This is a genomic window from Methylobacterium sp. A49B (assembly GCF_053346215.1).
The window spans coordinates 95,040-118,771 of sequence record NZ_JBKFBO010000084.1 but is presented as its reverse complement, the minus strand read 5'-3'; the positions used below and the strand labels follow the sequence as shown (position 1 = coordinate 118,771).

Below are 23,732 nucleotides of genomic sequence, written 5' to 3'. Positions count from 1 at the left end.
TCCGCGCGCAACCCAGGTTAGGCTGCGCGAAAGCGGCCCTGGTGAGATGCCGTGCGACGCCTGCTGAAATTCCTCCACACGATGGGGTCCGCCGGGTTGCTGGGGGCGATGGCGTCCCTGGTGATCCTGCTGAGCCTCGCGCCGCCGCCGACGGCGCTGGCCGGGTATGCGGCGATGCGCGGCGCGATGGGCGCCGTCGCCACCTGGATCTTCCTGCCGGCGCTCGCGGTGACGCTGATGTCCGGCCTGCTCGCCATGGCGCTCAACCGCGCCTACCTCAACGCCGGCTGGGCCTGGATCAAGCTCGCCACCGGCGTCCTGATGTTCGAGGGCGGGCTGGTCTACGTGCAGGGGCCGATGAAGCGCGAAGCCGAGCAGAGCGCCCAGGCTCTCGCCGGGTCCTTCGATCCCGCCGCGTTGGCAACCGCGCTCCAGGGCGAGCGCGGCACGCTGTGGGTGCTGCTCGCCGTGTCCACGGCGAATGTCGCCCTCGGGATCTGGCGCCCGCGGGTGCTGCGGCTGCCCCAGTCGTAGGCCGGGCCCGGCCGCCTACTTGCCGATACAGAAGCCGGCAAATAATCGATCGAGCACGTCCTCGACACCGACATGGCCGGCGACCTCCCCGAGGGCGCGGACGGCGAGACGCAGATCCTCGGCGGCGAGCTCCGGCAGTCCGCCGGCGCCGGCGAGCATGCGGTCGAGGTGCTCCACGCAGGCTTCGAGCGCCGCGCGGTGACGCGCGCGGGTGATCAGCGCGTCGCCATGGCCGAGACCGTTCTCGGCCTCGGCCTGCACGGCGTCAATCAGGGCCTGGAGACCCAGGCCCGTACGGGCCGAGACGCAGAGCGCACCGCCCGCACCCAATGATGATGAGCCGGCAAAAAGATCGGCTTTGGTGTGCACCGTGAGGGTCGGGGTCACTACCGGTCCGAGGTCGGGCGGTGACCCGTCGGGTGGCACCAGCACCAGGATCAGGTCGGCGGCCTCGATCCGGGCGCGTGTCCGGAGGATACCGGCGGCCTCCACCGGCTCATCGGTCACGCGCAGGCCCGCCGTATCGACGAGGAGGACCGGCAGGCCGGCGAGATCCAGCCGCACCTCGATCGCGTCGCGGGTCGTACCGGGGATCTCCGAGACGATGGCGACGTCCCGTCGGCTCAGGGCGTTCAGCAGGGTCGATTTGCCGGCATTCGGCGCGCCCGCAAGCACCACCGTGAAGCCGTCGCGCAGGCGCTCGCCCCGCCGTCCGTCGCGCAACGCCGTCACGATCGTGTCACGCAGGGCTGCGGCGCGGTCGAACAGGGCGACGTCCAGCCCGGCCTCGTCCACGTCGCCCTCGTCGGAGAAATCGAGGGCCGCCTCGGCGGAGGCTAGGCAGTCGATCGCCTCCGCCCGCCAAGCGGCAACCTGACGGCTGAGGGCGCCGTCGAGCTGACGCAGGGCTTGACGGCGCTGCCCCTCCGTCTCGGCATCGATGAGGTCGGCCACCGCCTCGGCCTCGGCGAGGTCCATCCGGCCGTTCAGCACCGCCCGCCGCGTGAAGGCGCCCGGGCCGGCGGCGCGGCAGCCCGGCAGGCGCGCCAGCGCCGCCAGAACCCCCATGCGGACCGCCGGACCACCGTGGAGGTGCAGCTCGGCCATATCCTCGCCGCTGTAGGTCTCCGGTCCGGGGAACCACGCCACCAGGGCGCGATCGAGTTCGGTCCCGTCCGCCGGGTCGCGAAGGGTCCGGAGCGACAGGCGCCGGGCGGCCGGGACAGCGCCGCTCAAGGCGACGAGGACGTCCCGGGCGGCCGGCCCGCTGATCCGGACCACCGCCACGGCGGCGCGACCGAACCCGCTGGCGGGTGCGAACAGGGTTTCAGATGCCGTCATGGTTCGCGGCCACAGGCAAGCTCTGCCATCTCTCCGCCTCAGCGCTGGTTTCACGTGAAACACGCGGGCCGTCCTATACGCCATTCCGGCGGCGCGCCGAGACGGTCCGGACCCGCAGACCAGGCGCGGGCCGATCGAACCAGGAGGGAGCCCACGATGCACCCAACGCGCCGCACGCTCTGCCGCACGCTCCTCGCCGCCCCGCTGATCCTGCCGGCACGCTCAGCCCTCGCGGGGGATGCATCCGATCTCGCCGCCATTGAGCACCGGCTCGGCGGCCGGCTCGGCGTCGCCGCCTATTCGGCCGAGCGGGCATTGCTCCGCCACCGGGCGGACGAGCGCTTCCCACTCTGCAGCACCTTCAAGGTCCTGGCCGTCGCGGCCATTCTGGCACGCGTCGATGCCGGCTCGGAGAGCCTCGACCGGACCGTCCGGTACGGGACCCAGGACCTTCTGAGCTACGCGCCGGTGACCCGGAAGGCGCTGGAGGCGGCCGGCGGGACCGGACAGCTCTCCGTCTCGGACCTCTGCGCCGCCGCCCTCGAATGGAGTGACAACACCGCCGTGAACCTGCTCCTCGTCCCCCTGGGTGGACCGGCGGGCCTGACCGCCTGGCTGCGCGGGCTCGGCGACCCCGTGACCCGGCTCGACCGCACAGAGCCGCCCCTGAACGAGGCCATCCCGGGCGACCCCCGCGACACCACCACGCCGGAGGCCATGCAGGCGACCCTCGGCCGGATCCTGCTCGGCTCAGTCCTGTCCCCGTCCTCGCGCGCGCGGCTGGAGGGTTGGATGGTCGCGAGCCAGACCGGGTTCAAGCGGCTTCGCGCCGGCCTGCCGAAGGACTGGCCCGTCGGCGACAAGACCGGCAGCGGCGACAACGGCTCGTTCAACGACGTGGCGATCCTGCGCCCGCCGGGGCGTGCCCCCGTGATCGCCGCCGTGTACATGACCGGCGCGACGGCGCCCGCGGAGGTCGTCGAATCGGCCTATGCCGAGATCGGACGGCTCATCGCCGCGCGGGCGGCCGGCGCCTGATCCGGGTGACGGCCGACGCCCCCGGCGGACGCGCGCCGCGACGGGGCCGACACCATCGCCGGACCTGACCCACGACCGACCGTTCGACAGGACATGGCCAAGACAGCCCCGAAGAGCACCCGCGCGACCCAGGCCCTCGAGAGGGCCGGGATTCGCTGCAGCCTCCACGCCTAGGATTACGACCCGGACGCCCAGCGCATCGGCCTCCAGGCCGCGGAGGCCCTCGGGGTCGCACCCGACCGCGTGCTGAAGACCCTGATGGCGGCCGTGGACGGGCGTCCCGTCTGCCTGCTGGTGGCCTCCGACAGGGAGGTCTCGATGAAGCGGGTGGCCGCCGCCTTCGCCGGCAAGGGCGCGGCGATGCTCAAGCCCGCCGAGGCCGAGCGGCTGACGGGCTATCACGTGGGCGGGATCAGTCCCCTCGGGCAGAAGCGGTCCTTTCCCACTCGATCGATGCCGGCTCCCTCGGCGACCCAGGCGCGGAGATCCACATCAACGGCGGCGGCCGGGGGCTGCAGATCCGCCTGACGGAGGCCCACCTCGTCGCCGCGCTGCAGGCCCTCGTCGTGCCGCTCACCTGATCCGCTCCGGGTAAGCCCGCGTTTACCCTGTTGCCGCAGGGTCCGGCGCGCGGAGAGTGACGGGTGCGGCATGCGGATGACGGGACGGAGCCTAGGGGTGGGACTCGGACTCGCCCTGCTGCTCGGCGGTTCCGGCGCGGCGGCCGATCTCGATGTCCGCGGTGTCGCCGAGCCCGGCCTCGCCGGAAGCCCGCGCTTCTTCCCACGCAGCGACGGGATGGACCGGCGCCCGGTCTACGCCGTGCGGACACGCCCGGTGCCGGTGGGCTGCACGCCCCGGCGGGCACGGGTGCCGACCAACGCCCCCGACGATCCGAGCTATGTCGGCTCCGAGTACGGCCTGTCGCACCCGAGCTACTACGGTTTCACGCCGCCGCTCGGCGTCGACGATCCGTTCGGGCGCTCCCTCCTGCCCTACTGCCCCTGACGCGACCGGCCGGGACGGGTTGCCCCGCCGGCTTTCCCTTTGCTGTTCCCTCGGGCCGGCCGCATGCTCTAGACGGGCCTCGTCCCCCGTTCGGAGCCTGATCCGTGCCCGATTCGACGCCCCAGCATTTCAGCGATCTCGCCGCCCTCCGTCGCTGCATCGCCGGATGGCGGGCGGCGGGCGAGCGCATCGTGCTGGTGCCGACCATGGGAGCCCTGCATGCGGGGCACCTCGCCCTCGTGGCCGAGGCGCAGCGGATCGGCCGCAGGACCGTGGCGAGCATCTTCGTGAATCCCACCCAGTTCGGCCCGAACGAGGACTTTTCCCGGTACCCGCGCGACCTTCAGGCCGACCTCGCGCTTCTCGGGCAGGCCGGAACCGACGCCGCCTGGACGCCCGAGGTCGGCACCATGTACCCGCCGGGCTTCGCCACGCGGATCGAGGTCGCGGGGCTGTCGGAGGGGCTGTGCGGCCCGTTCCGGCCCGGCCATTTCGCCGGGGTCGCCACGGTGGTGACCAAGCTGCTGAACCAGGTCCGGCCGGACGTCGCCCTGTTCGGCGAGAAGGATTTCCAGCAGCTGCGGGTCATCCAGCAGGCTGTGGCCGACCTCGACCTCGCCGTCGAGATCCGCGGCGTACCCACCCTGCGGGAGCCGGACGGCCTCGCGATGTCGTCGCGGAACCGCTACTTGTCTCCCGAGGAACGCGCCGTCGCGCCGAAGCTTCACGCGGTGCTGGCCGACATCGCCGCCGCCTCGCGCAACGGCACCCCGGTGGCCGGCCGGATCGCCGCCGGAAAGGCCGCGCTCGAGGTGGCGGGGTTCCGGGTCCAGTACCTCGCGGTCTGCGATGCCCGGTCCCTGGCGACGGTGGAGCGGGTCGACGGCCCCGCCCGCGTCCTGGCGGCCGCCTTCCTGGGCCGGACCCGGCTCATCGACAACCTCGCGGTCTAGGCGACACGCCACCGCGCACGCGTCGCGCGCCGTCGCGGATCCGTGCGGCGTGGCCGCCGGGCCACGCGGCCGCTGTTTTCGCGCATTTCCAACCGGTGATGTTGGCGGTCCCGTGCCGACCTGCTCACTGTGGGGCGTGATCGGCCTGCGCCCCACTCCGGCCCTCCTGGCCGCCTCCCTGGCCTTCGCGACGCCGGCCGGCGCGGGCGAGGACGCGTTCGAGGGCATGGCCGGGCCCTACGGCGAGCGCCTGCGCGTCGACGAGAAGGGGCTGGCCCTCACCTTTCCCGAGCCGGACGTGACGCTGCAGATCGGCGGCCGGCTGCAGATCGATGCCGGCGCGGCGGGCTTCAGCCGGCCGGGCCTGCGCGACGCCTTCCCGGACACCGTCACCGTCTACCGCTCCTGGATCGAGCCGACGCTGACCATCGGCCGGGACTGGGTGATCGCCTTCCAGTACGATTTCGCCGATCCGATCCTGCCGATCAACGACGCCTTCGTCGCCTGGAAAGGGCTGCCGGACACGATCCTGACGCTGGGCAACATGAAGGTGCCGTTCAGCCTCGAATGGCTGCAGAGCAACAACGACACCCTGTTCACCGAGCGCTCCCTGGCCAACGCCTTCGTGCCGGACCGCCGCTTCGGCTTCGCGATCGGCCATCACGGGCAGGCCTGGACTGGGGTGGCCGGCGTATTCGGCAACGCCGCCAGCAACGGCATCTCGGGCGACGGCGTCGCGGCAGCGGCGCGCGCCACCTGGGCGCCGATCCTGGAGGAGCGCGAGACCTTGCATCTCGGGCTCGCGGGGATCCACCGGCGGCGCTCCCGAAGCGACGGCGATTTCAGCTTCTCGACGCCGGCGGAAGCCTCCCTGTTCGCCCGCCCCTTCGTCGATACCGGCGACCTGCCCGACGTGGCCCGGGCCTCGCGGATCGGGACCGAGATCGCCTATCGCAGCGGGCCGATCCTCCTGCAGGCCGAATATATCCGCGCCGAGATCGAGCGGTTCCCGGGACCCGGCGGGGCGCCGCCCGTCCTCGGCTTCCAGGGGGGCTACGTCGAGGCGGGCTGGGTGCTCAACGGCGAGGGCCGCGGCTACGCGCTGACGCCCCAGGGCGGCACCACCTACGCGACCTTCAAGGGCGTGAGCGTGCCGGAGGGACAGCGGGTGACGCGGGGCGGGATCGGCGTATTCGAGCTGGCCGCCCGCTTCAGCGCCATCGAACTCAACGCCCGGGGCTTCCGCGGCGGGACGGAGCGGGACGTGACGCTCGGCCTGAGCTGGTACCCCGAGCCGAACCTCCGCCTGATCGCCAACTACATCCACGGGCGCGTGCGGCCGGGCGAGTCCCAGTCCGACGCCTTCGGCACGGCGCCGTTCTCGGTCGACACTGTCATCACGCGGCTGCAGATCTACTGGTAGCCGCCGCGATCCCCGTTTCGGCGCACGAGCGCGCAAGTCCCCCCGCTCCGCGTTGCATGTCGGGCGAGAGAGGGCGATCGGTCGGTCCGCCAGCCCCCCCGCGCGGAGGCCGAGCGGGGCGGGCCTCTAGACCGCGCGGCGCAGCACCGACCGGAACGGGCGCCGCTCCGGCTCCGGAGCGGTCGGGGGCGTCGGAGCATCGGCGGGTGCGGCGGCCAGGACCTCGGCGCGCACGGGCCGCGGGGCCGCGAAGGCCCCGCCCTGCGCGAACGGCACGTCGAGATCGATGAGGTCCGGCACGTCCGCCTCGTCGGCGACGCCCGTGGCGACCAGGCGGATCCCCGCCCGCGCCAGGGTCGGCGCCGTGTCCTCCACGGCGATGTCCGGCAGGCCGCGCTGGCCGGCCCCGGGCCGCAGCAGCATCGCGGCCGGCATCCTCACTTGGCCGATGCCGAGCGCCGCGAGTTCCGCCGGGTTGAAGGTCGGATTGTCCGGCCGGTCGAGGCTGAAGCCGATCCGGCCCTTCAGGGGCGCCAGCAGGCCCCGCTGCCCGGCGTCGAGGCCGCGCCAGCTCGCCTGCGGCAGGGCCAGCACCAGACCCGCCAGGGCGGGATCCTCCGCCGCCATGCGGGCCAGCTCGCGCATCAAACCGGGCTCGAACAGCGACAGGGGCGAGAGGCCGTAGGTCAGCGTGGTGTCGCTGCCCCGCCGTGCGAGGTGGCGCACCACGATGGCGGCCCGCTGCAGCATGCGGCGGTCCAGCTCGGTGGTGCGGCCGTAGCGCTCCAGCACCGGCAGAAAGGCCTCGGGCTCGGCCGGGACCGGCGCGTCGCCGACCCGCAGCCGCACCAGCGCCTCGTAGGCAACGACCTTGCGCTGCGGCAGGGTGACGACCGGCTGCAGGTGGATCTCCAGCCCCTCCCCCTCGAAGGCCCGGATGATCTCGGCCTCGCCCGCGGCATCCCGGGCGGGCCGGGGGGGAATCGGCCGCGGCGGGATCGGTCGTGTCGGTGCCGCCGGTTCCCGGGTCGCCGCGGCCGGCGGGGCGTCGGGTCGGGTGGGCAGCGGTTCCTGCGGTGCGGGGACGGTCTCGCGACGGTGCGCGGGCGCGGCCGGTCCTGTGATCGCGTCCGCGGCCGGCACCGAGACAACCGGGACAACCGGGACAGGCGGCGGCTCCGGCCTGGCCTTGAGACCCGCGATCTCGGCATCCTGGGTGCTCACCACCGCGGTGAGGTCGCGGACGATGCCGCTCAGCAGCCCGAACTCGACGGTGAGCTCCTCGATCTGGGCCCGCAAGGCCGGCTCCGCGCCGTCCGGCCGCGGCTGAACCGCCGCGGCGGCGGCGGCCGTCTCGACCTTGAGCAGGCGCCGGGACAGCAGATCGACCTCGCCGGACAGCTTCTCGCAGCGGGCCTTCAGGGTGGCGATGCGGGTGAGGGCGAGGCCGGCGACGCCGGCGGCCGCGGTGCCGAGCGTCAGCGCACTCCAGAGCGGCAGGAACACGGCGAGGGGCCCGAACACGACGAGCCCGAGAAGGCCGACCGTCAACAGCCCCGCGTACCGGCCGAGGACCGGGACCATCGTCTGAACACCCGACAGGATCACGCACCGGTCGCCGGGGGACATCCCGGGCGAAGCCCCGCCGGGCGAGGACCCTCCGGCGAATCATTGGCCCCGCGGGAACGGCGCGGCAAGTCTGCAAGTCGGCTCCGATGACGCGGCGCGTGTGAATTCCGGGCGGTGTGACGCGAGCGCCCGCTGGAACGTTGCGGATTCATCACGGCCGGCCCGATTGCGCGGCGTCGCGCTGCGGCTTGTGCGCCGCGCGCATGCGCGCGGGATGAAAAAGAGCCATAAAGCGTGGCCATGACGTCAGTGCCTCCGCGCAGCCCACGATTCCGCACCATTCTCGGTGTCGGGATCCTCCTCGCCGTCTCCGGCGCGACCGCGTCGCGCGCGGCGGATCTCGGCGCGGATCTTCCGCGCGCGACGCCGACCTTTGCCATGGTCGATCCCAATACCTGGATCGTCACGGTGAGCGGCTCGATCCAGGCCGTGCCGCGCTATCCCGGGGCCAGCGACTACACGGCCGTCGGCTATCCCTCCATCGACATCCGCCGGGTGGGCGAGCCACGCCGCTTCTCGACGCCGGATGACGGCTTCAGCCTGTCGCTCTACGACGACCAGACCTTCCGGATCGGCCCCACGGCGCGGTTCGTGCCCGGTCGCTACTACGGCGACGACCGCCGTCACCTGTTCGGGCTCCGCGACGCACGCTTCGCCGTGGAGCCGGGCCTGTTCGTGGAGTTCTACCCGGTCTCCTTCATCCGCACGCGGGCGGAGATCCGGCAGGGCGTGTACGGTCATCACGGCACGGTCGGCTCACTGGCGGCCGACTACCTCATCCCCACGGAGAAGTTCCTGTTCTCGGTGGGTCCGCGCTTCAACATCGGCGATGCCAGCTTCGCGCGGAAGTATTTCGGCGTGTCGCCGGCCGAGGCGGCCTTGAACGGCCGCGTCACCCCGTACAATCCGGACAGCTACTACGCGGCGGGCGTCCTCGGCGCCGTGACCTACACGCAGAGCGAGACCTGGGCCTACACGGCCTACGCCGGCTACAACCGCATCCTGGGGGCCTCCGGCGACAGCCCTCTGGTGCGCCGCCCGTTCGGCAACCCCAACCAGTACCAGTTCGGCCTGCGCATCGACTACGCCTTCCGCATGCCGGCCCTGTTCTGACCCGCTTGCGCGGGCCGGACCGGACCCCGACATGCCGGCGACACGATTCTAGGAGGTCGCCATGGACGAGACGCGCGCCGAGCTGCTGATGCGGGTGGACGGCATGACCTGCGACGGCTGCGCCGCCGCGGTGACCCGCACGGTGCGCCGCATCGATCCCGAAGCCGACGTCGCGGTGGACCGGAGCGCGGGGCGCGTGGCCATCCGCACCGACGCGCAGGCCCTGATCATCGCCGAAGCCCTCACGAAGGCAGGCTACGCGGCCACGGCCATGACCGGCTGAGTCGCCGGGACCGGCCGACGCAGGCCCGGCACAGGCCTCGCCAGGGGTGGACCCGGCTTACGAGCGGGTGAGGAACATCCCGGCGAGCAGCAGGGCGAAACCCGCGAGCCCGAACAGGCCTTCCTTCCGCTTGGTGCGATCGAGGAAATGGGCGGCGGCGCCGGCCGCGCAACAGACGGCACCCAGGCCGATCGTGAGCGACGACATCTCGGTCTCTCCTCATCCCGCGTCCCCGGCCGCGCGGGAAGAACAGTCCATCCTGTGGGCCTGCCGGACGCCGTTGTCCGTTCGGGAGTCGGGCACGACGCGAGCCTTGCATGAGCCGTGCCAACTGGCAAGTTTTGACATCAAGTCCTGATCACGTTGCCAGCAGTACAACCGGCAGGTGAGACTTCATTCGCCTACATTATCGATCTGAATACTGGATTCGAAATCGACGTCGATCTCGTGCGACGCGGCATGGTCTGGCGCGCGGGCGCGTTGACCGCCGCGCCCGCACCCGCTTAGACCAGCCCCGCCATGTCGGGCCAGCCGGCCCCCTCCCCCGCGCGAGCCTGCGGCGGGATCCCTGCGAGAGGCTGCTCGTTCCACGATGGACACACCAACACGCGACCGATTCGACGTCGCGGTCGTCGGCGGCGGTCACGCCGGCGTCGAGGCCGCCGCCGCGGCGGCGCGCTGCGGCGCCCGCACCGCCCTCGTGACGCATGATCCGGCGACGATCGGCGCCATGTCGTGCAACCCCGCCATCGGTGGTCTCGGCAAGGGACACCTCGTGCGCGAGGTCGACGCCCTCGACGGCCTGATGGGCCGGGTTGCGGACGCCGCCGGCATCCAGTTCCGCCTGCTCAACCGCCGCAAGGGACCGGCCGTCCGCGGCCCGCGCACGCAGGCCGATCGGAAGCTCTACGCGGCCGCCATGCAGGCGGCTATCGCCGATACCGCGGGCCTGACGGTGATCGCGGGCGCCTGCGAGGATCTCGCCTTCGATGCCGCGGGCCACCTATGCGGACTTGTCCTGGCCGACGGGCGCACCCTCCTCTGCGGCGCCGTGGTGCTGACGACCGGCACCTTCCTGCGCGGCCTGATCCATATCGGCGAGACGCAGATTCCAGCCGGCCGTGTCGGCGAGGCCCCGGCGATCGGGCTGGCGCGGACCCTCGACCGCCTGGGCCTGCGCCTCGGGCGGCTGAAGACCGGCACGCCCCCGCGCCTCGACGGCCGGACGATCGACTGGGCCGAGCTGGAGATGCAGGAGGCCGATGCCGATCCGGTGCCGTTCTCGACCCTCACCGAGCGGATCACCACGCCGCAGATCCGGTGCGGCATCACCCGGACCACCCAGGCGGTCCACGACCTGATCCGCGCCAACCTGCACCGCTCGCCGATGTATTCCGGCGGCATCGCCAGCCGGGGCCCGCGCTACTGTCCCTCCATCGAGGACAAGGTCGTGCGCTTCGGCGACCGGGAGGGGCACCAGATCTTCCTCGAACCCGAGGGCCTCGACGACCCGACGGTCTACCCGAACGGCATCTCCACGGCGCTCCCCGAGGCCGTGCAGCACGACCTCGTGCGGGCGATCCCGGGGCTGGAGCGCACCGCGATCCTCCGACCCGGCTACGCGATCGAGTACGACTACGTCGATCCGCGCGAGCTCGATGCGGGCCTTCAGGTGAAGCGCTTGCCGGGCCTGTTCCTGGCCGGCCAGATCAACGGCACGACGGGTTACGAGGAGGCGGCCGGCCAGGGGCTCGTGGCCGGGCTCAACGCAGCCCGTCACGCGGGCGGGCTCGGCATCGCCGCCTTCGACCGGGCCGAGTCCTACCTCGGCGTCATGATCGACGACCTCGTGACCCACGGGGTCAGCGAGCCCTACCGGATGTTCACCTCACGCTCGGAGTACCGGCTGTCCCTGCGGGTCGACAATGCCGATGCCCGCCTGACGCCCCGCGGTGTCGCCCTGGGCTGCGTCGGCTCCCACCGCGCCGGGCACTTCACCGCCTCCCAGTTGGCCCTCGCGGAGGCCCGGTCCCGGCTGGACGCGCTGAGCCTGACGCCGAGCCAGGCGGCCGCCCACGGGATCAGCCTCAACCGGGACGGGATCCGGCGCACGGGCTTCCAGCTCCTGGCTTATCCGGAGATCGCCTGGGCGGACTTGGCGGCGGTCTGGCCCGACCTCGCGGCAGTCCCGCCCCGCATCGCCGACCGGCTCAAGACCGACGCGACCTACGCGGTCTATCTCGACCGCCAGAACGCCGACATCGCCGCTTTCCGGCGCGACGAGGCGGTGCGGCTGCCGGCCGGTCTCGACTACGCGGCGATCAGCGGCCTGTCCAACGAGATGCGCGCGAAGCTGGAGACCGTGCGGCCCGGCACCCTGGGGCAGGCGGCGCGGATCGAGGGCGTCACGCCGGCGGCGCTGACGCTCCTGGCCGCCCACGCCCGGCGGGGCGAGCGATCGGGCGCGGACCGTGCGGGCGCTGGCCGCCTGTCGGCATGACCGACCCGGACCGCGCCCGCGTCCTCGCCGGCTCTCGTGTTTCACGTGAAACAGCCGAGCGGCTCGACCTCTACGTGGCCCAGCTCAGGCGCTGGCAGCCGATCAAGAACCTCGTCGGTCCGGCCACGCTCACGGAGGTCTGGAGCCGCCACATCGACGACGCGCTCCAGCTCCTCGATCTCGCGCCAAAGGCCCGCAGCTGGCTCGACCTCGGCTCGGGCGCCGGGATCCCGGGCCTGATCCTGGCCATTGCCGGGGCGGAGCGGGGCATCCGGGTGGACCTCGTGGAGAGCAACGCGCGCAAATGCGCCTTCCTCACCGAGACGGCCCGCCTCACGAAGGCGCCGGTCCGGGTGCGCAATGCCCGGATCGAGGCGGTGATCGACGCGTATGTCGGGACCGAGATCGTCTGCGCCCGGGCGCTGGCGCCGATGACCCAGCTCCTCGCATGGACGGCACCTCTGTTGAAAACGGGCACCACCGGTCTGTTTCCGAAGGGCCGGGACGTACAAGCCGAATTGACCCAGGCCGCCACGCAGTGGACAGTCGTTAACGACCTCGTGCCGAGCCGGACCGATTCCGAAGCCCGGATCGTGCGCGTCACTGCCCTCGCCGCCCCGAGCCACCGATGAGCGAAGCGATCCTCGGCGATCCCGCCGACCGGTCCATGGATTCATCCATGCGACGCCCCCTGCGCGTGCTGGCGCTCGCCAACCAGAAGGGCGGTGTCGGCAAGACCACCACGGCGATCAACCTCGGAACCGCCCTGGCGGCGATCGGCGAGGACGTGCTGGTGATCGACCTCGACCCGCAGGGCAACGCCTCCACCGGGCTGGGCATCGACCGCGCCAGCCGCCGGGTCTCGACCTACGAGGTGATGGCCGGCGAGGCCTCCCTGGCGCAGGCGGTGGTCCCCACGGCGGTGCCGCGGCTCTCGATCGCGCCCTCGACCATGGATCTCCTGGGGCTGGAGCTGGAACTGGCCACCCTGCCCGACCGGGCGCACCGGCTGCGCGGCGTGCTGAAGAGCCTGACCCAGGCGCCGAGCCTCAGCCGGATCAGCTACGTGCTGATCGACTGCCCGCCCTCGCTCAACCTCCTGACCATCAACGCGCTGGCCGCCGCCGACGCGGTGCTGGTGCCGCTGCAATGCGAGTTCTTCGCCCTGGAGGGCCTGAGCCAGCTGCTGCGGACGGTCGAGCAGGTCCGCGGCGCCCTCAACCCGAAGCTGACGATCCAGGGCATCGTGCTGACGATGTTCGACCCGCGCAACAACCTCTCGGCCCAGGTGGTCGCGGACGTGCGCGGCTTCATGGGCGACAAGGTCTACGAGACCGTGATCCCGCGCAACGTCCGGATCTCCGAGGCGCCCTCGCACGGCAAGCCGGCCCTGTTGTACGACCTGAAATGCGCCGGCAGCCAAGCCTATCTGCGCCTCGCCTCGGAGGTGATCCAGCGCGAGGGCCGGGTGCCGGCGGCGGCCTGACGGCATCGACGTCGAACGGGGACCGGCCGGCCTCGCGGGGCGGCGCGTCCCGGTGAGCCCCCTCATGGCCTGAGGGGTCGAGTGTGGAGCGTGACACGGGTGGCGATCATGGCGGAGGAGGGGGCAAGACCCCGACTGGGGCGCGGACTCGCGGCGCTGATCGGCGATTTCGGCGATACCGGGCAGGCGCCCGCGAAGGCGGAGGGGCAGCGCAAGGTGCCGGTGGAGTTCCTGCGCCCCAACCCGCGCAACCCGCGCCGCAGCTTCGGCGAGACCGAACTCGCCGAGCTCGCGGCCTCGATCACCCAGCGCGGCATCATCCAGCCGATCGTCGTGCGGGCGATCGGCGACGTGCCCGGGACCTTCGAGATCGTCGCCGGCGAGCGCCGCTGGCGGGCGGCCCAGCGGGCCGAGCTCGACGAGGTGCCGGTGGTGGTGGTCGAGATCGACGACCGGGGCTCGCTGGAATTCGCCATCCTGGAGAATGTCCAGCGCAGTGACCTCAACCCGATCGAGGAGGCCTCGGGCTACGAGCGCCTGATGCAGGACTTCTCCTACACGCAGAAGGAACTGGCCGAGATCCTGGGCAAGAGCCGCAGCCACCTCGCCAACACCTTGCGCCTGCTCAACCTGCCGGCCTCCGTGCAGGAGCGCGTCTCGGCGGGCGAGCTCACCGCCGGCCATGCCCGCGCGCTGCTCGCCGTGCGCGATCCGGAGGCGCTGGCCCGCCGCGTCGTCGCGGAGGGCCTGTCGGTCCGGGACGTGGAGGCGATCGCGGCCGCCGAGGCCCAGCCGACCGAGACCCCCCGGGCCGGCCGCCCTCGCCTCTCCGCCGAGCGGGCCGCCCCGGTCCGCGACCTGGAGCTGCGGATCCACCGGGCGCTCGGCGTCCCGGTCTCCTACCGGCCGAAGGACGCGGATTCGGGCGAGATCCGCATCCGCTACGAGACTCAGGACGAGCTGCAGGGGCTGCTCAACCGCTTCCGGGTGTCGGACGGCTGAGAAGGCTCGGTCGGCGCCGCCCTCGACCAACGCGGGCCATCCCGGTTGAGCGGCCGTGCCGCTCCACCGGAGGTCGGGACCAGCAGCCCGGTCAGTGCCCCGATGATCGGAGGGACAGATCTTGGCAGAACGGGTCAGCGCCGCGGCGCGGAAGTTCGACGCCGACCGGGCGGGGGAATACGCGCAGCAGAGCTGGATCGCCCTGGCCGGCTACGACGCCTGCCACGAACTCGCCGCCTGCATGCTCGCCGCCGCGCTGGGTCGCGGCACGCCCGCGCGGCTGCTGATCGTCGGTGCGGGCGGCGGGGGGACCGAGATCGTCACCGCGGCGGCCCTTGAGCCCGCGTGGCGCTTCACTGCCGTCGACCCCTCCAGCGCCATGATGGATCTCACCGTCGCTCGGTTGAAGCAGGACGGGCTCCTCGACCGGACCGAGATCGTCTGCGGCCCGCCGGAGGCCCTCCCCCGCGATGCGGCTTACGACGCCGCGACCCTGATCGGCGTGCTGCATCATCTGCCGGGCGACGCGGCGAAGCGGGCGATCCTGCACGCCATTGCCAAGCGCCTGAGGCCGGGGGCGCCCCTGGTGCTGGCCGGCAACCACTACGCGTATGCGAGCCAGCCCCTGCTGCTGGCGGCCTGGGGCGAGCGCTGGCGTCAGCAGGGCGCCGGCGCCGAGGAGATCGAGGCCAAGCGCGGGAAGATCCTGCAGGGCGCCGATCCGCCCCACTCCGAGGAGGCCGTCGCGACCCTGCTGGATGCGGCCGGCTTCGAAGCTCCGACCCGCTTCTTCTCCAGCCTGTTCTGGGGCGCGTGGCTCGCGCGCCGCCGTGCCGGACGCTTCGACGGCGCTTGAGCCCCCTACCGCCGCCGCCGCGCCGCCGCCTCGGCGACGCGCAGCAGCGCCGCGGAGGCGAGCGCGTGGGCGAGGTCCGGCTCGGCCCGCCGGCAGGCGAGAACCGCCTCCTGGAGGGCCGCCACCGCCTGCCGCAGGGTTCCGGCCGGCCAGGCGCCCAGCTGGCCCTCGATGCTGGCCTTGCGCTTGAAATGGAGGCCGCGCCACGTGGCCACCATCAGGGCGGGCGTCTTGTCGGGGTTGTCGAGGCGGGTCGTCAGCAGGGTGAGGGCGTGGCGCAGGGCCGAACCCAGCACGACCCCCGGGTCCAGGCCCTCGTGGCGGAACCGCCGGTAATCCCGCTCCACCGCGTCGCGGCGGCCGTCGAAGGCGGCGTCGATCAGCGTGTTGAGCACGCTGGCCGCCACGTCGCTCGTCACCGCCTCGACGTGGTCGAGGGTGACGGTCCCCTCCCCGGCCGCGTAGAGGGCGAGCTTCTCGATCTCCATCAGGCTGGCCCGGCGGTCGCCGCCGAGGCTGCGGGCCAGAACCTCCCGGGCGGCCCGGTCGATACGCAGGCCGCGCGCCTGCAGGGTGCGTTCGATCAGGTCCGAGAGGGTCCGCTCGTCGTCGGCGTAGCAGGGGATCGCCAGTGCCTTGGCCGAGCGTTCGCAGAGGGTGCGCAGAGGGTTGTTCTTGGCGAGGTCGCCCGCCTCCACGACGATGCGGGCGTCGGCGACCGCGGCCCCCAGCACCGCCTCGACGGCCGGCGCGTAGTTGCGGCTCCCCGGCCGGACCCAGATCGACCGGCGGCCGCCGAACAGGCCCATCGTCCCGGCCTCGTCGCAGAGGCGCCCGGGATCGGAGGCGAGGGCGTCGCCGTCGATCCGCACCAGCGCGAAGGGGTCCGCCGGGTCGGCGACGAAATCCTCGGCGAGCTTGCGGGCGCGCTCGGTCACGAGCCCGGTGTCGGGCCCGTAGACGAGGATCACCGGGATGCGCGGATCGGGCCCGCGCCGGATCAGCCCCTCGATCTCGCCGGCCTTGACGGCGGTCACGCCTAAGGCTTCGTCGAGAGCACGGCGGCGAGGCGGCTCTTGATCTGGTCGGAGAGGACGCTGGCCAGCCGGATCTCGGCATCCCGGGCGGCGCGCTGGCTGGCGAAGCGCTGGACCGAGCGGTCGTAGGTCGCCGTCGAGGTGGCGACCCCCTCGGTGTAGACCTTCGCGCCGCTCATGTCCTCGAGGCTGTATTTGATGTTGGCCACCAGCGTGCCGGCTTCGGCGCGGCCGGTGGTGGTGGAGACGAGCGGCGTCTGCACGATCTCGGAGCCCGCGAGCTTCAGGCGGTAGCGCTTGGTCGCCGGCTGGCCCGACCCGTCGAGGTCGAAGACGAGTTCGCTGCGCAGGTAGTGCCCGAGCCGCTCCTGGCCCTGAGCCATGGCAACCTCGTCGACTTGGACGGAGGCGAGCAGCGCCTGGACGGACTCGCCGGACGCCGTCGGCCCGTAGAGCGGCCGGAAACAGGCCGAGAGGCTCAAGCCCAGGCTGGCCACGCAGGCGAGGCGAGCGATCCGCCCCGCAATCGATACGCCCGAACTCACCATCGCGCCGCTGTTCCACCCCGCTTCGCCGGTTCGTTCTAGCGCGGACACGGCGTGCCGCGCCACGATGCTAGAGACCAACCGTTACGATTCCCTGTCGCGCGTCCTCGTTGCGCGTGCTCTGCGGCAAGAGCGTGGTCGCGCGGTTTCGGAATGTCACGGCTCTAGCCGATCGCCGCCAGGTAGGCCGAGACCGTGACGACCGCCAGCACCGTGGAGACCAGCACCACCGTGGCGGTCAGGTCGGCCTCGCGCCGGTAGAACTCCGCCAGCATGAACGGCCCGGTGCCGGTGGGGAGCGCGGCCATGAGCACCGCCGTGTGCAGCAGGAGCGGCGGCAGGTCGAACAGGGAGCGGCCGAGCCCGTAGACCAGGAGCGGGTGGCCGGCGAGCTTCAGACCGACCAGGAGGGCCGCGACCCGCCCCTGCCCGGCCTGGGGCCGGCGCTCCTGGGCCAGGAACAGGCCGAGCGCCACCAGGGCGCAGGGCGCGGCCGCGCCGCCGAGGAGCTTCAGGAAGGTCTCCGCGGCGGCCGGCAGCGCCAGCCCCGCGGCGGGTACCAGGGCACCCAGCGCCGGCGCCACGAGGAGCGGGTTGCGCACCAGGGAGCGGCCGACCGCGCGCCAGACGGGCACGCGCGGCCCGGTCCGGCCGGTCGCCGCCGCCTCCCGCCGGAGCCCCGTCTCGATCAGCACGATCGCCACCGCGAACACACCGCAGACCGTGATGATGGCCGCCACCGTGGTGGGCGCCAGGGCCTCCGGCCCGAAGGCGACGAGCGCCAGGGGAAATCCCATGAAGCCGCAATTGGCGTAGCCGGCGTTGAGCCCGTCCACGGCGGCGTCCGCCAGCGGGCGCCCCTGCCCCCGCCGGATCAGCACGGTGAGCGCGAAGATCGCGAGGCTGCCGAGGCCGAAGGCGCCGATGAAGCCGGGCTTCCAGATGGTGCTCCAATGGGCGTGGGCGGTGACGTCGAACAGGAGCGCCGGCAGCGCCAGGAACACCACGAAGCGGTTGAGTTCGGTGGTGGCGGCGGCGCCGAGCACGCCGATCCGCCGGGCGAGCCAGCCGGCGAAGATCAGCGCGAAGATCGGCAGCACGACCAGCAGGGTCGAGAGCATGGCGGGTCCGGGACGGAGGACGATGCTCCGGCCTTAGGACGATCCCCGCGCCGATCTCCAGTGCCGGAGGCGGGGGCCTGCCATGTTGCTGGTCCCGCCCCCTACCCTTCCGGTTGCCTACCAGCGGTAGATCAGGCTGCCGATCACCGTGGCGGGGGCACCGCGGTAGCAGAAGCCGGCCTGGCAGTTGTAGTAATCGCGATCGAAGATGTTGAACGCGTTGATCTGCGCCCGGAAGCCTTTGTACTTCGGGTCGAGGGCGGCGAAATCATAGGCCACGAGGGCGTCGAACAGCGTCACGGTCGGGTTGCGCACCGTGTTCTCGTCGTCGGCGAAGTTGTTGGCGTTGAACCGGATGCCGCCGCCGATCGTCAGGCCGCGCAGGGCCGAGGAGGGCGGGAACAGGTAGGTCAGGAAGGACGCGAACGTGTCCCCCGGGATGCCCGAGAGCTGATTCCCGTCGATCGCCGCGCCGGTCACCGCGGAGGTCTGCCGGACGAACCGGAAGTCGAGATGCGTGTAGGCGACCGTCAGGTTGGTGCCCGGCGCGAAGTTCGCCGTCGCCTCCATCTCGAAGCCGCGGGAATTCACCGCGCCGGTCGCCACCTGGTTGGCGAAGTTCGTGGGGTCCTGGCGCAGGATGCTGGTCTGGTTGATGTCGAAGCCCGCGATCGCCGCGCTGATGTTGGTGCCGGGGATCAGGTACTTCACGCCGGCCTCGATCTGGTCGCCGGTGGCGGGCCGATACGGGCGGCCGGTGACGGTGTTGACGCCGACCTGCGGCGTGAAGGTCGTGGCGTAGCTCGCGTAGGGCACGAGGCCGGGGGCCAGCTCGTAGTTCAGGCCGGCGCGGTACGTGAAGGCGCTGTCGTTCTGGCTCTGCGGGCCGGCGATCACGCCTCGGGTGTTGCTCGCCGTGTCGGAGGCGACCCAGTCCTGGCGTCCCGTCAGCGTCAGCACGAACTGACCCCACTTGGCCTGTTCCTGGATGTAGAGGCCGACCTGGTCCTGCGCCTGCCGCGAGGTGCGGTCGATGCTCGGCCGGGCGATCGGCTGGCGGCCGTAGTTCAGCGTGAGCAGGTTGAGGTCGGGCGCCACGCCGAAGCCGGCGAGGCTCGAGAAATCGTAGTGGTAGTAGTCGATTCCGGCGAGCAGCGTGTGGGCCACCGGCCCGGTCCGGACATGGCCCTCGAGCTGCGTGTCCACCGCGACGGAGGCCAGCGACTGCTTGAACAGGCCGGTGGAGCGCTGCGCGCTGAGGCCGGTGACCGAATCGACCTGCGTGTACGAGAAGTTGGCGTCGACCCCGGTGTAGCGGAAGTTCTGCCGGACAATCAGGTCCGGCGTGAAGACGTGCTCGAAGGCGTAACCGATCCGGTGCTGGTCGGTCCGGTAGGTGTTGAGCGCGCCGTCGCCCGAGTAGATCCGCGACACCCGGAAGCCCGGGAAGTTGTAGAAGCTCGCGTTGCCCGGGACGTTCGATTCCTGGAACTCGGTCAGCAGCGTGAAGGTGGTGTCGCTCGAGGGCCGCCACGTGAAGGCGGGGGCGATGGTGAACCGGTCGTCCCGGACGCCCGGGCCCGGCAGGAACGTGTCGGACTGGCGGGCGACGCCGGTGAGCCGGAAGGCCATGGTGCCGTCCGAGCCCTCGACCGGGCCGCCGAGGTCGAAATTGCCCTGGTAGCGGTCGAAGCTGCCGCCCTGGAACCAGACCTCGCCGAAGGGCGCGAAGACCGGGCGCTTGCTGGTCACGTCGACGATGCCGCCCGGCGAGCCGAGGCCGTAGAGCCCGCTGGCCGGACCGCGCAGGATCGTCAGGGCTTCCGCGCCGTAGGGCTCGATGCGCGGCACCGCGAAGCCGACGCCGGTCTGGCGCAGGCCGTCGCGGAAGATGCCGTCGTAGGTCTCGGCGAAGCCGCGGATGTAGAAGGAATCGGCCCGCGGATCGAAACCGAACACGTTGCTCGCCACGCCCGGCGTGTAGGCGAGGGCCTCGTTGAGGCTCTGGACGTTGCGGTCATTGAGCTGCTCGCGGGTGACCACCGAGACCGATTGCGGCGTCTCGATCAGCGGCGTGTTGGTCTTGGTCGCGGTGGGGCTGACGCGGGCGACGTAGCCGGTGACGCCCGAGGGGCCGCCCCCGCCGCCGCTCGTCGCCGAACTGTTGCCGCCGCCCCCGCTCACGTTCGCGCCGCCGGTCCCGGCACCGGCCACCGGCGCCGCCGCCGGGCGGCTCGCCTCGACGGAGATCTCGTTGAGCTGCACGGCCGCACCTTGTGCGGCGGCACCCTGCGCGGCGGCCGCGCCGACGAGGGCGACGCCGGTCAAGGCGGTGCTGGCGAGAAGCAGACCAATCCGGACGGAACTGAGTGACATCGGAGACCCCGAACGCGCTCAAACTCAGGCGCGGTACGGAGCCCACGTTCAACCGGTCACGGCCTCGCGATCAAGCCGAATTCGTGTTGTAAATCACACACTTAGAAGACTTCAAATCTGGAATCGTTCGAGGCTAGAAATCCAGCGGCGGCTCGCGCAGGGCGTTGGCCTCGCGGGTGCAGACGGCCTGATCGGGGGCCGCCCCGGCCCCGGCCAGGGCGGCGCGGAGTTCGGCGCGGGCCTTTTCCAGGTCGGCGCGGAAGGTCGGGTCGCCCATCAGGGCCGCGAAGACCGCGGTGCCGGTGAGGCGTCCCGCCACGACGTCGCTGAGCCAGTGCACGCCGCACACCACCCGGCTCTCGCCGTAGGCCCGCCCGCGGACCAGGATCGGGGTCGCCTTCTCGGGCACCAGGGCCGCCAGGATCAGCGCGTAGGCCCATCCCTGCGTCGCGTGGCCCGACGGGTAGCTGAAGCTGTCGGCCAGCGCCTGGGTCCGCTGCACGCAGATCGGCGCCTCGTTGCCCACGAAGGGTCGAAGGCGGCGATAGTGGACCTTCGGTCCCCGCGTCGCCCGGGCGAGATCGAGGCGGGCGCGCTCCAGCAGGTTGATCACCGCCGGCACCCGGGCCTGGTCGATGCGGGTGCCGAGCACGCAGGCGAAGTTCTCCAGCACCGCGGCGGCCCCCTCGGAGACGTCGTTGGCGGCGATGTCCCAGCGGGGGCTGCCCTTGAGGGCGCGGGTGTTGGCGAAGGCGGCCCGGTCCGCCTTGTCGAGGGGCGCGTCGTGGGCGGGCGGCGGCAGGAGGATCTGGATCCCGTCGGGGAGTGCGGCGTCGGCCAGGTAGGGCTTCACGGCCGGCTTGCCGGGCTTGAGCGTGTCGGAGCCGAGGGACGGGGCGGCCGCGTCCGGCGGGGGAGGGCGGGGCGTCTCCTCGGCGCGGGCGGGCACGGCGGCGAGAAGCACGGCGAGAATCGGCGGGGTCAGGGTGCGGAGCATCGGATCCGTGGTTGGCTCGGATGGAATCTGCGGGCCGCTCCCGCTGCCGAACGAACGTCCCGACCGGCCGCCTCAGTCCCTGCACAGCCGCCCCGATCTGTCCAGGGGCGCGCCCCGGCGTCGATCCGGGCCGCCGGAGCATCGAACCGGCACCCTGTGCCGGCCGCCCTCAGCCCGCCCGGATCGCGGCCGCGACCGCCTGCGGATGCTCCTCGTGAGGGCTCAGGGCACCGGGAATCGCGGCGCCGGTCACCCGGCCGCTCGCGATCAGGGCGTCCATCTCGGCCCCGGAGCGGCGCGGGGCGCCCGCGGGCCGCAGCACCAGGGTCGGCGGCAGGGGGCCGCCGAACAGGTCGAGGAACGCCTCCCGGCTCCCGACCGGGTCGAGGCCGCCGGTGACGAAGGCGGCGGTGCCGAACCGGCCGTTGCGCTGGCGGGTGATCGCGTGCTTCCCCCGGATCAGGTCCGGGGTCACCCGGGCTGAATCGGCGTAGACGTGGGCGCGCATCATCCGGCCGATGATCGGCGGGCTGATGTTGATCCGGTACAGGGCCTCGCCGAGGATCGGCGCCTCCACGGCCCGGCGGATGCGCGGGAACCAGTGGGCCCGGCCCGGCATCGCGGTGGGCAGTGGCCCCCGCCAGGTCGGCGCCACCAGGACGAGCCGCGCGAAGGCTTGCGGATGGCGCCGCGCCGCCGCCACGAGGTAGCCCGCCGCGTGGCCGGCCGCGACCCCGAGGGCGTAGGGGCCCGGAGCGGCTTCGAGCAGCGCGTCCAGGTAGGCGTGGAACGTCTCCGGGGCCAGCGGCACCCGCACCCGGGGATGGGCGCCGAAACCCGGCCAGTCGGGGATGCGGCAGCGATAATCCGAGCCGAGCGCCCGGGCGAGGCCTTCCATCTCGGCACGCGCCGAGATGGTCGACAGGGCCGGGAGCAACAGCGCGTCCCTGCCCTGCCCGATCACGTCGCAGGGGGTCGGCACCGGCCGGCCCGCCACCGTGAGGTTCAGCGCCTGCGTCTCCATGGGGCCGCCCTCGAGTCCCGGACGAATCAGGTGCGGAGCAGCTCGTTGATGGCGGTCTTGGACCGGGTGCCGGCATCGACGCGCTTGACGATCACCGCGCAGTACAGGCCCGGACCGGGCGAGCCGTCCGGCAGGGCCTTGCCGGGCATCGTGCCGGACACGACCACCGAGTAGGGCGGCACGCGGCCGTACATCACCTCGCCGGTGGTTCGGTCCACGATCTTGGTGGAGGCCCCGATATAGACGCCCATCGACAGGACGCTGCCCTGGCCAACGATCACGCCCTCGGCCACCTCGGCGCGGGCGCCGATGAAGCAATCGTCCTCGATGATCACCGGGTTGGCCTGGAGCGGCTCCAGCACGCCCGCGATGCCGGCGCCGCCCGAGATGTGGCAGTTCTTCCCCACCTGCGCGCAGGAGCCGATCGTCACCCAGGTGTCGACCATGGTGCCCTCGCCGACATGGGCGCCGAGATTGACGAAGCTCGGCATCAGCACGGCGCCCGGCGCGATGTAGGAGCCGCGGCGGACGAAGCAGCCCGGAACCGCGCGCAGACCCGCGGCCCGGAATTCGGCCTCGCCCCAGCCGGCGAACTTGGAGGCGACCTTGTCCCACCAGGGAGCGCCGCCGGGGCCGCCCTCGATCGTCGCCATGTCGTTGAGGCGGAAGGAGAGCAGCACCGCCTTCTTGAGCCACTGGTTGACCACCCAGTCGTGGTTGCCGCTCTTCTCGGCGACGCGGGCCTTGCCGGAATCGAGCAGGTCCAGGGCCGCCTCGACGGCCTCGCGCACCGCGCCCTTCGTGGCGGTCGAGACGTTCGCGCGGTCCTCCCAGGCGGCTTCGATGGTCTGGGCGAGATCGGAATGGGGCATGCCGGCCTGAGACGGGGAGGGCTGAGACATGGAGATCTGGACAACTCGTGCGACGGGAGCCCGTGCTTACAAGCGGGGCTCGGGCCTGTCACCTGAGGGGAGGGGAGGGGACGGCGCAGGCGGCGCGCACCGCCGTCATCCTCACGCGTCGTCGAGCAGAACCCGCACGCGGTCGAGATCGGTCACGAACGCCGCGAGATCCTGCGCCAGCGTGGCGTGGACCGCCTGCGCGGCCTCCGGAAATTCCTCCAGGACGCGGCGCATCAGAGTCGGGGTGATGCGCATGACTTCCGCGGGGCCCTCGGCCCGGGCCTGCGTGGGTCGCGTGCCGCGCACGAACAGGGCGAGCTGCCCGATCACCGCGGACCGGCCGGCCCGCACCGGCTCGCCACCGCCCTGGCGCGGGGTCAGCCGGATCGTGCCGGACAGGACCACGAAGCCGCCATCCGCGGCGTCGCCGCGGTCGAACAGGAGGTCGCCGTCGGCGAGTTCGCGCCGCTCGGCCGCGAAGGTCAGCAGGCGCAGGGCATCACGGTCGAGGAAGCCGAATACCGGCGCGGCGGCGAGGATCGCGATGTCGTCGTCGAGCCCCAA

The 23,732-nt window shown here is 72.5% G+C and carries 23 protein-coding genes and 1 pseudogene; 13 read left to right on the top strand and 11 right to left on the bottom strand.

Going from position 1 to position 23,732, the window contains the following annotated elements; translation table 11 throughout:
* Window positions 1-51: 51 nt before the first annotated feature.
* On the top strand, window positions 52-534 hold the full coding sequence (locus ACLBX9_RS11560; RefSeq protein WP_039893852.1) for a hypothetical protein: 483 nt from the start codon (window positions 52-54) through the stop codon (window positions 532-534).
* Between the two features lie 15 nt (window positions 535-549).
* Here ACLBX9_RS11560 and mnmE read toward each other — a convergent pair whose 3' ends face one another.
* Entirely contained in the window at window positions 550-1,875 is a 1,326-nt protein-coding gene (mnmE, locus tag ACLBX9_RS11555) for a tRNA uridine-5-carboxymethylaminomethyl(34) synthesis GTPase MnmE (protein ID WP_447719015.1), read from the bottom strand.
* Between the two features lie 156 nt (window positions 1,876-2,031).
* Between mnmE and bla the strand changes: the two genes are divergently transcribed.
* The 5 genes and pseudogenes from bla to ACLBX9_RS11530 all read left to right on the top strand — a co-directional run bounded on the left by bla (window position 2,032) and on the right by ACLBX9_RS11530 (window position 6,297).
* Complete coding sequence (gene bla, locus ACLBX9_RS11550; protein ID WP_447719014.1) at window positions 2,032-2,913, top strand: class A beta-lactamase; 882 nt, start codon at window positions 2,032-2,034, stop codon at window positions 2,911-2,913.
* 93 nt (window positions 2,914-3,006) lie between these two features.
* Window positions 3,007-3,494: pseudogene (locus ACLBX9_RS11545) on the top strand (YbaK/EbsC family protein).
* A gap of 70 nt (window positions 3,495-3,564) precedes the next feature.
* The gene (locus tag ACLBX9_RS11540; RefSeq protein ID WP_085988040.1) at window positions 3,565-3,921 is read left to right on the top strand and encodes a hypothetical protein; all 357 of its coding nucleotides are present in this window, start codon (window positions 3,565-3,567) and stop codon (window positions 3,919-3,921) included.
* 104 nt (window positions 3,922-4,025) lie between these two features.
* Window positions 4,026-4,874, top strand: a complete 849-nt coding sequence (gene panC, locus ACLBX9_RS11535) for a pantoate--beta-alanine ligase (RefSeq protein WP_447719013.1) — start codon at window positions 4,026-4,028, stop codon at window positions 4,872-4,874.
* A gap of 112 nt (window positions 4,875-4,986) precedes the next feature.
* On the top strand, window positions 4,987-6,297 hold the full coding sequence (locus ACLBX9_RS11530; protein ID WP_447719012.1) for an OprO/OprP family phosphate-selective porin: 1,311 nt from the start codon (window positions 4,987-4,989) through the stop codon (window positions 6,295-6,297).
* Between the two features lie 126 nt (window positions 6,298-6,423).
* Here ACLBX9_RS11530 and ACLBX9_RS11525 read toward each other — a convergent pair whose 3' ends face one another.
* Window positions 6,424-7,881, bottom strand: coding sequence for an EAL domain-containing protein (locus ACLBX9_RS11525; RefSeq protein ID WP_447719011.1), 1,458 nt, complete (start codon window positions 7,879-7,881; stop codon window positions 6,424-6,426).
* A gap of 279 nt (window positions 7,882-8,160) precedes the next feature.
* Here ACLBX9_RS11525 and ACLBX9_RS11520 point away from each other — a divergent pair, with 279 nt between their 5' ends.
* Both ACLBX9_RS11520 and ACLBX9_RS11515 read left to right on the top strand, forming a co-directional pair.
* Window positions 8,161-9,039 (top strand): MipA/OmpV family protein, encoded by an 879-nt coding sequence (locus tag ACLBX9_RS11520; RefSeq protein WP_010685154.1) that lies wholly within the window; start codon window positions 8,161-8,163, stop codon window positions 9,037-9,039.
* A 61-nt stretch (window positions 9,040-9,100) separates the two neighbouring features.
* Window positions 9,101-9,322, top strand: coding sequence for a heavy-metal-associated domain-containing protein (locus ACLBX9_RS11515; RefSeq protein WP_010685155.1), 222 nt, complete (start codon window positions 9,101-9,103; stop codon window positions 9,320-9,322).
* Window positions 9,323-9,379: 57 nt separating this feature from the next.
* Here the strand turns inward: ACLBX9_RS11515 and ACLBX9_RS11510 are convergent, their stop codons facing one another.
* The gene (locus ACLBX9_RS11510; RefSeq protein WP_010685156.1) at window positions 9,380-9,529 is read right to left on the bottom strand and encodes a hypothetical protein; all 150 of its coding nucleotides are present in this window, start codon (window positions 9,527-9,529) and stop codon (window positions 9,380-9,382) included.
* Between the two features lie 385 nt (window positions 9,530-9,914).
* Between ACLBX9_RS11510 and mnmG the strand changes: the two genes are divergently transcribed.
* From mnmG to ACLBX9_RS11485, 5 genes are all read left to right on the top strand, one after another.
* Complete coding sequence (gene mnmG / locus ACLBX9_RS11505; RefSeq protein ID WP_447719010.1) at window positions 9,915-11,822, top strand: tRNA uridine-5-carboxymethylaminomethyl(34) synthesis enzyme MnmG; 1,908 nt, start codon at window positions 9,915-9,917, stop codon at window positions 11,820-11,822.
* Entirely contained in the window at window positions 11,819-12,454 is a 636-nt protein-coding gene (gene rsmG / locus ACLBX9_RS11500; protein ID WP_447719009.1) for a 16S rRNA (guanine(527)-N(7))-methyltransferase RsmG, read from the top strand. The genes mnmG and rsmG overlap by 4 nt, the downstream gene beginning before the upstream one ends.
* A complete protein-coding gene (locus tag ACLBX9_RS11495) occupies window positions 12,451-13,308 on the top strand; it encodes a ParA family protein (protein ID WP_010685159.1) in 858 nt (285 codons plus the stop codon). The genes rsmG and ACLBX9_RS11495 overlap by 4 nt, the downstream gene beginning before the upstream one ends.
* 108 nt (window positions 13,309-13,416) lie before the next feature.
* Window positions 13,417-14,310 carry a ParB/RepB/Spo0J family partition protein gene (locus ACLBX9_RS11490; RefSeq protein WP_447719035.1) on the top strand — a complete coding sequence of 298 codons (894 nt, stop codon included), beginning with the start codon at window positions 13,417-13,419 and terminating at the stop codon, window positions 14,308-14,310.
* A 121-nt stretch (window positions 14,311-14,431) separates the two neighbouring features.
* Window positions 14,432-15,166 (top strand): class I SAM-dependent methyltransferase, encoded by a 735-nt coding sequence (locus tag ACLBX9_RS11485; protein WP_447719008.1) that lies wholly within the window; start codon window positions 14,432-14,434, stop codon window positions 15,164-15,166.
* Between the two features lie 5 nt (window positions 15,167-15,171).
* On the opposite strand, the gene holA is transcribed toward ACLBX9_RS11485, so the two are convergent.
* From holA to ACLBX9_RS11445, 8 genes are all read right to left on the bottom strand, one after another.
* Window positions 15,172-16,203, bottom strand: coding sequence for a DNA polymerase III subunit delta (gene holA, locus ACLBX9_RS11480; RefSeq protein WP_010685162.1), 1,032 nt, complete (start codon window positions 16,201-16,203; stop codon window positions 15,172-15,174).
* Between the two features lie 2 nt (window positions 16,204-16,205).
* Window positions 16,206-16,751: an LPS assembly lipoprotein LptE gene (lptE, locus tag ACLBX9_RS11475; protein WP_039893855.1), complete on the bottom strand. Its 546-nt coding sequence runs from the start codon at window positions 16,749-16,751 to the stop codon at window positions 16,206-16,208.
* A gap of 161 nt (window positions 16,752-16,912) precedes the next feature.
* Window positions 16,913-17,869: an AEC family transporter gene (locus ACLBX9_RS11470; protein ID WP_447719007.1), complete on the bottom strand. Its 957-nt coding sequence runs from the start codon at window positions 17,867-17,869 to the stop codon at window positions 16,913-16,915.
* 117 nt (window positions 17,870-17,986) lie between these two features.
* Complete coding sequence (locus ACLBX9_RS11465) at window positions 17,987-20,245, bottom strand: TonB-dependent siderophore receptor (protein ID WP_010685165.1); 2,259 nt, start codon at window positions 20,243-20,245, stop codon at window positions 17,987-17,989.
* A 133-nt stretch (window positions 20,246-20,378) separates the two neighbouring features.
* Entirely contained in the window at window positions 20,379-21,242 is an 864-nt protein-coding gene (locus ACLBX9_RS11460; RefSeq protein ID WP_447719006.1) for an acid phosphatase, read from the bottom strand.
* Window positions 21,243-21,411: 169 nt separating this feature from the next.
* Window positions 21,412-22,266: an alpha/beta fold hydrolase gene (locus ACLBX9_RS11455; protein ID WP_447719005.1), complete on the bottom strand. Its 855-nt coding sequence runs from the start codon at window positions 22,264-22,266 to the stop codon at window positions 21,412-21,414.
* A gap of 26 nt (window positions 22,267-22,292) precedes the next feature.
* Window positions 22,293-23,138: a 2,3,4,5-tetrahydropyridine-2,6-dicarboxylate N-succinyltransferase gene (dapD, locus tag ACLBX9_RS11450; protein ID WP_039893858.1), complete on the bottom strand. Its 846-nt coding sequence runs from the start codon at window positions 23,136-23,138 to the stop codon at window positions 22,293-22,295.
* A gap of 141 nt (window positions 23,139-23,279) precedes the next feature.
* On the bottom strand, window positions 23,280-23,732 hold the full coding sequence (locus ACLBX9_RS11445; protein ID WP_447719004.1) for a cyclic nucleotide-binding domain-containing protein: 453 nt from the start codon (window positions 23,730-23,732) through the stop codon (window positions 23,280-23,282).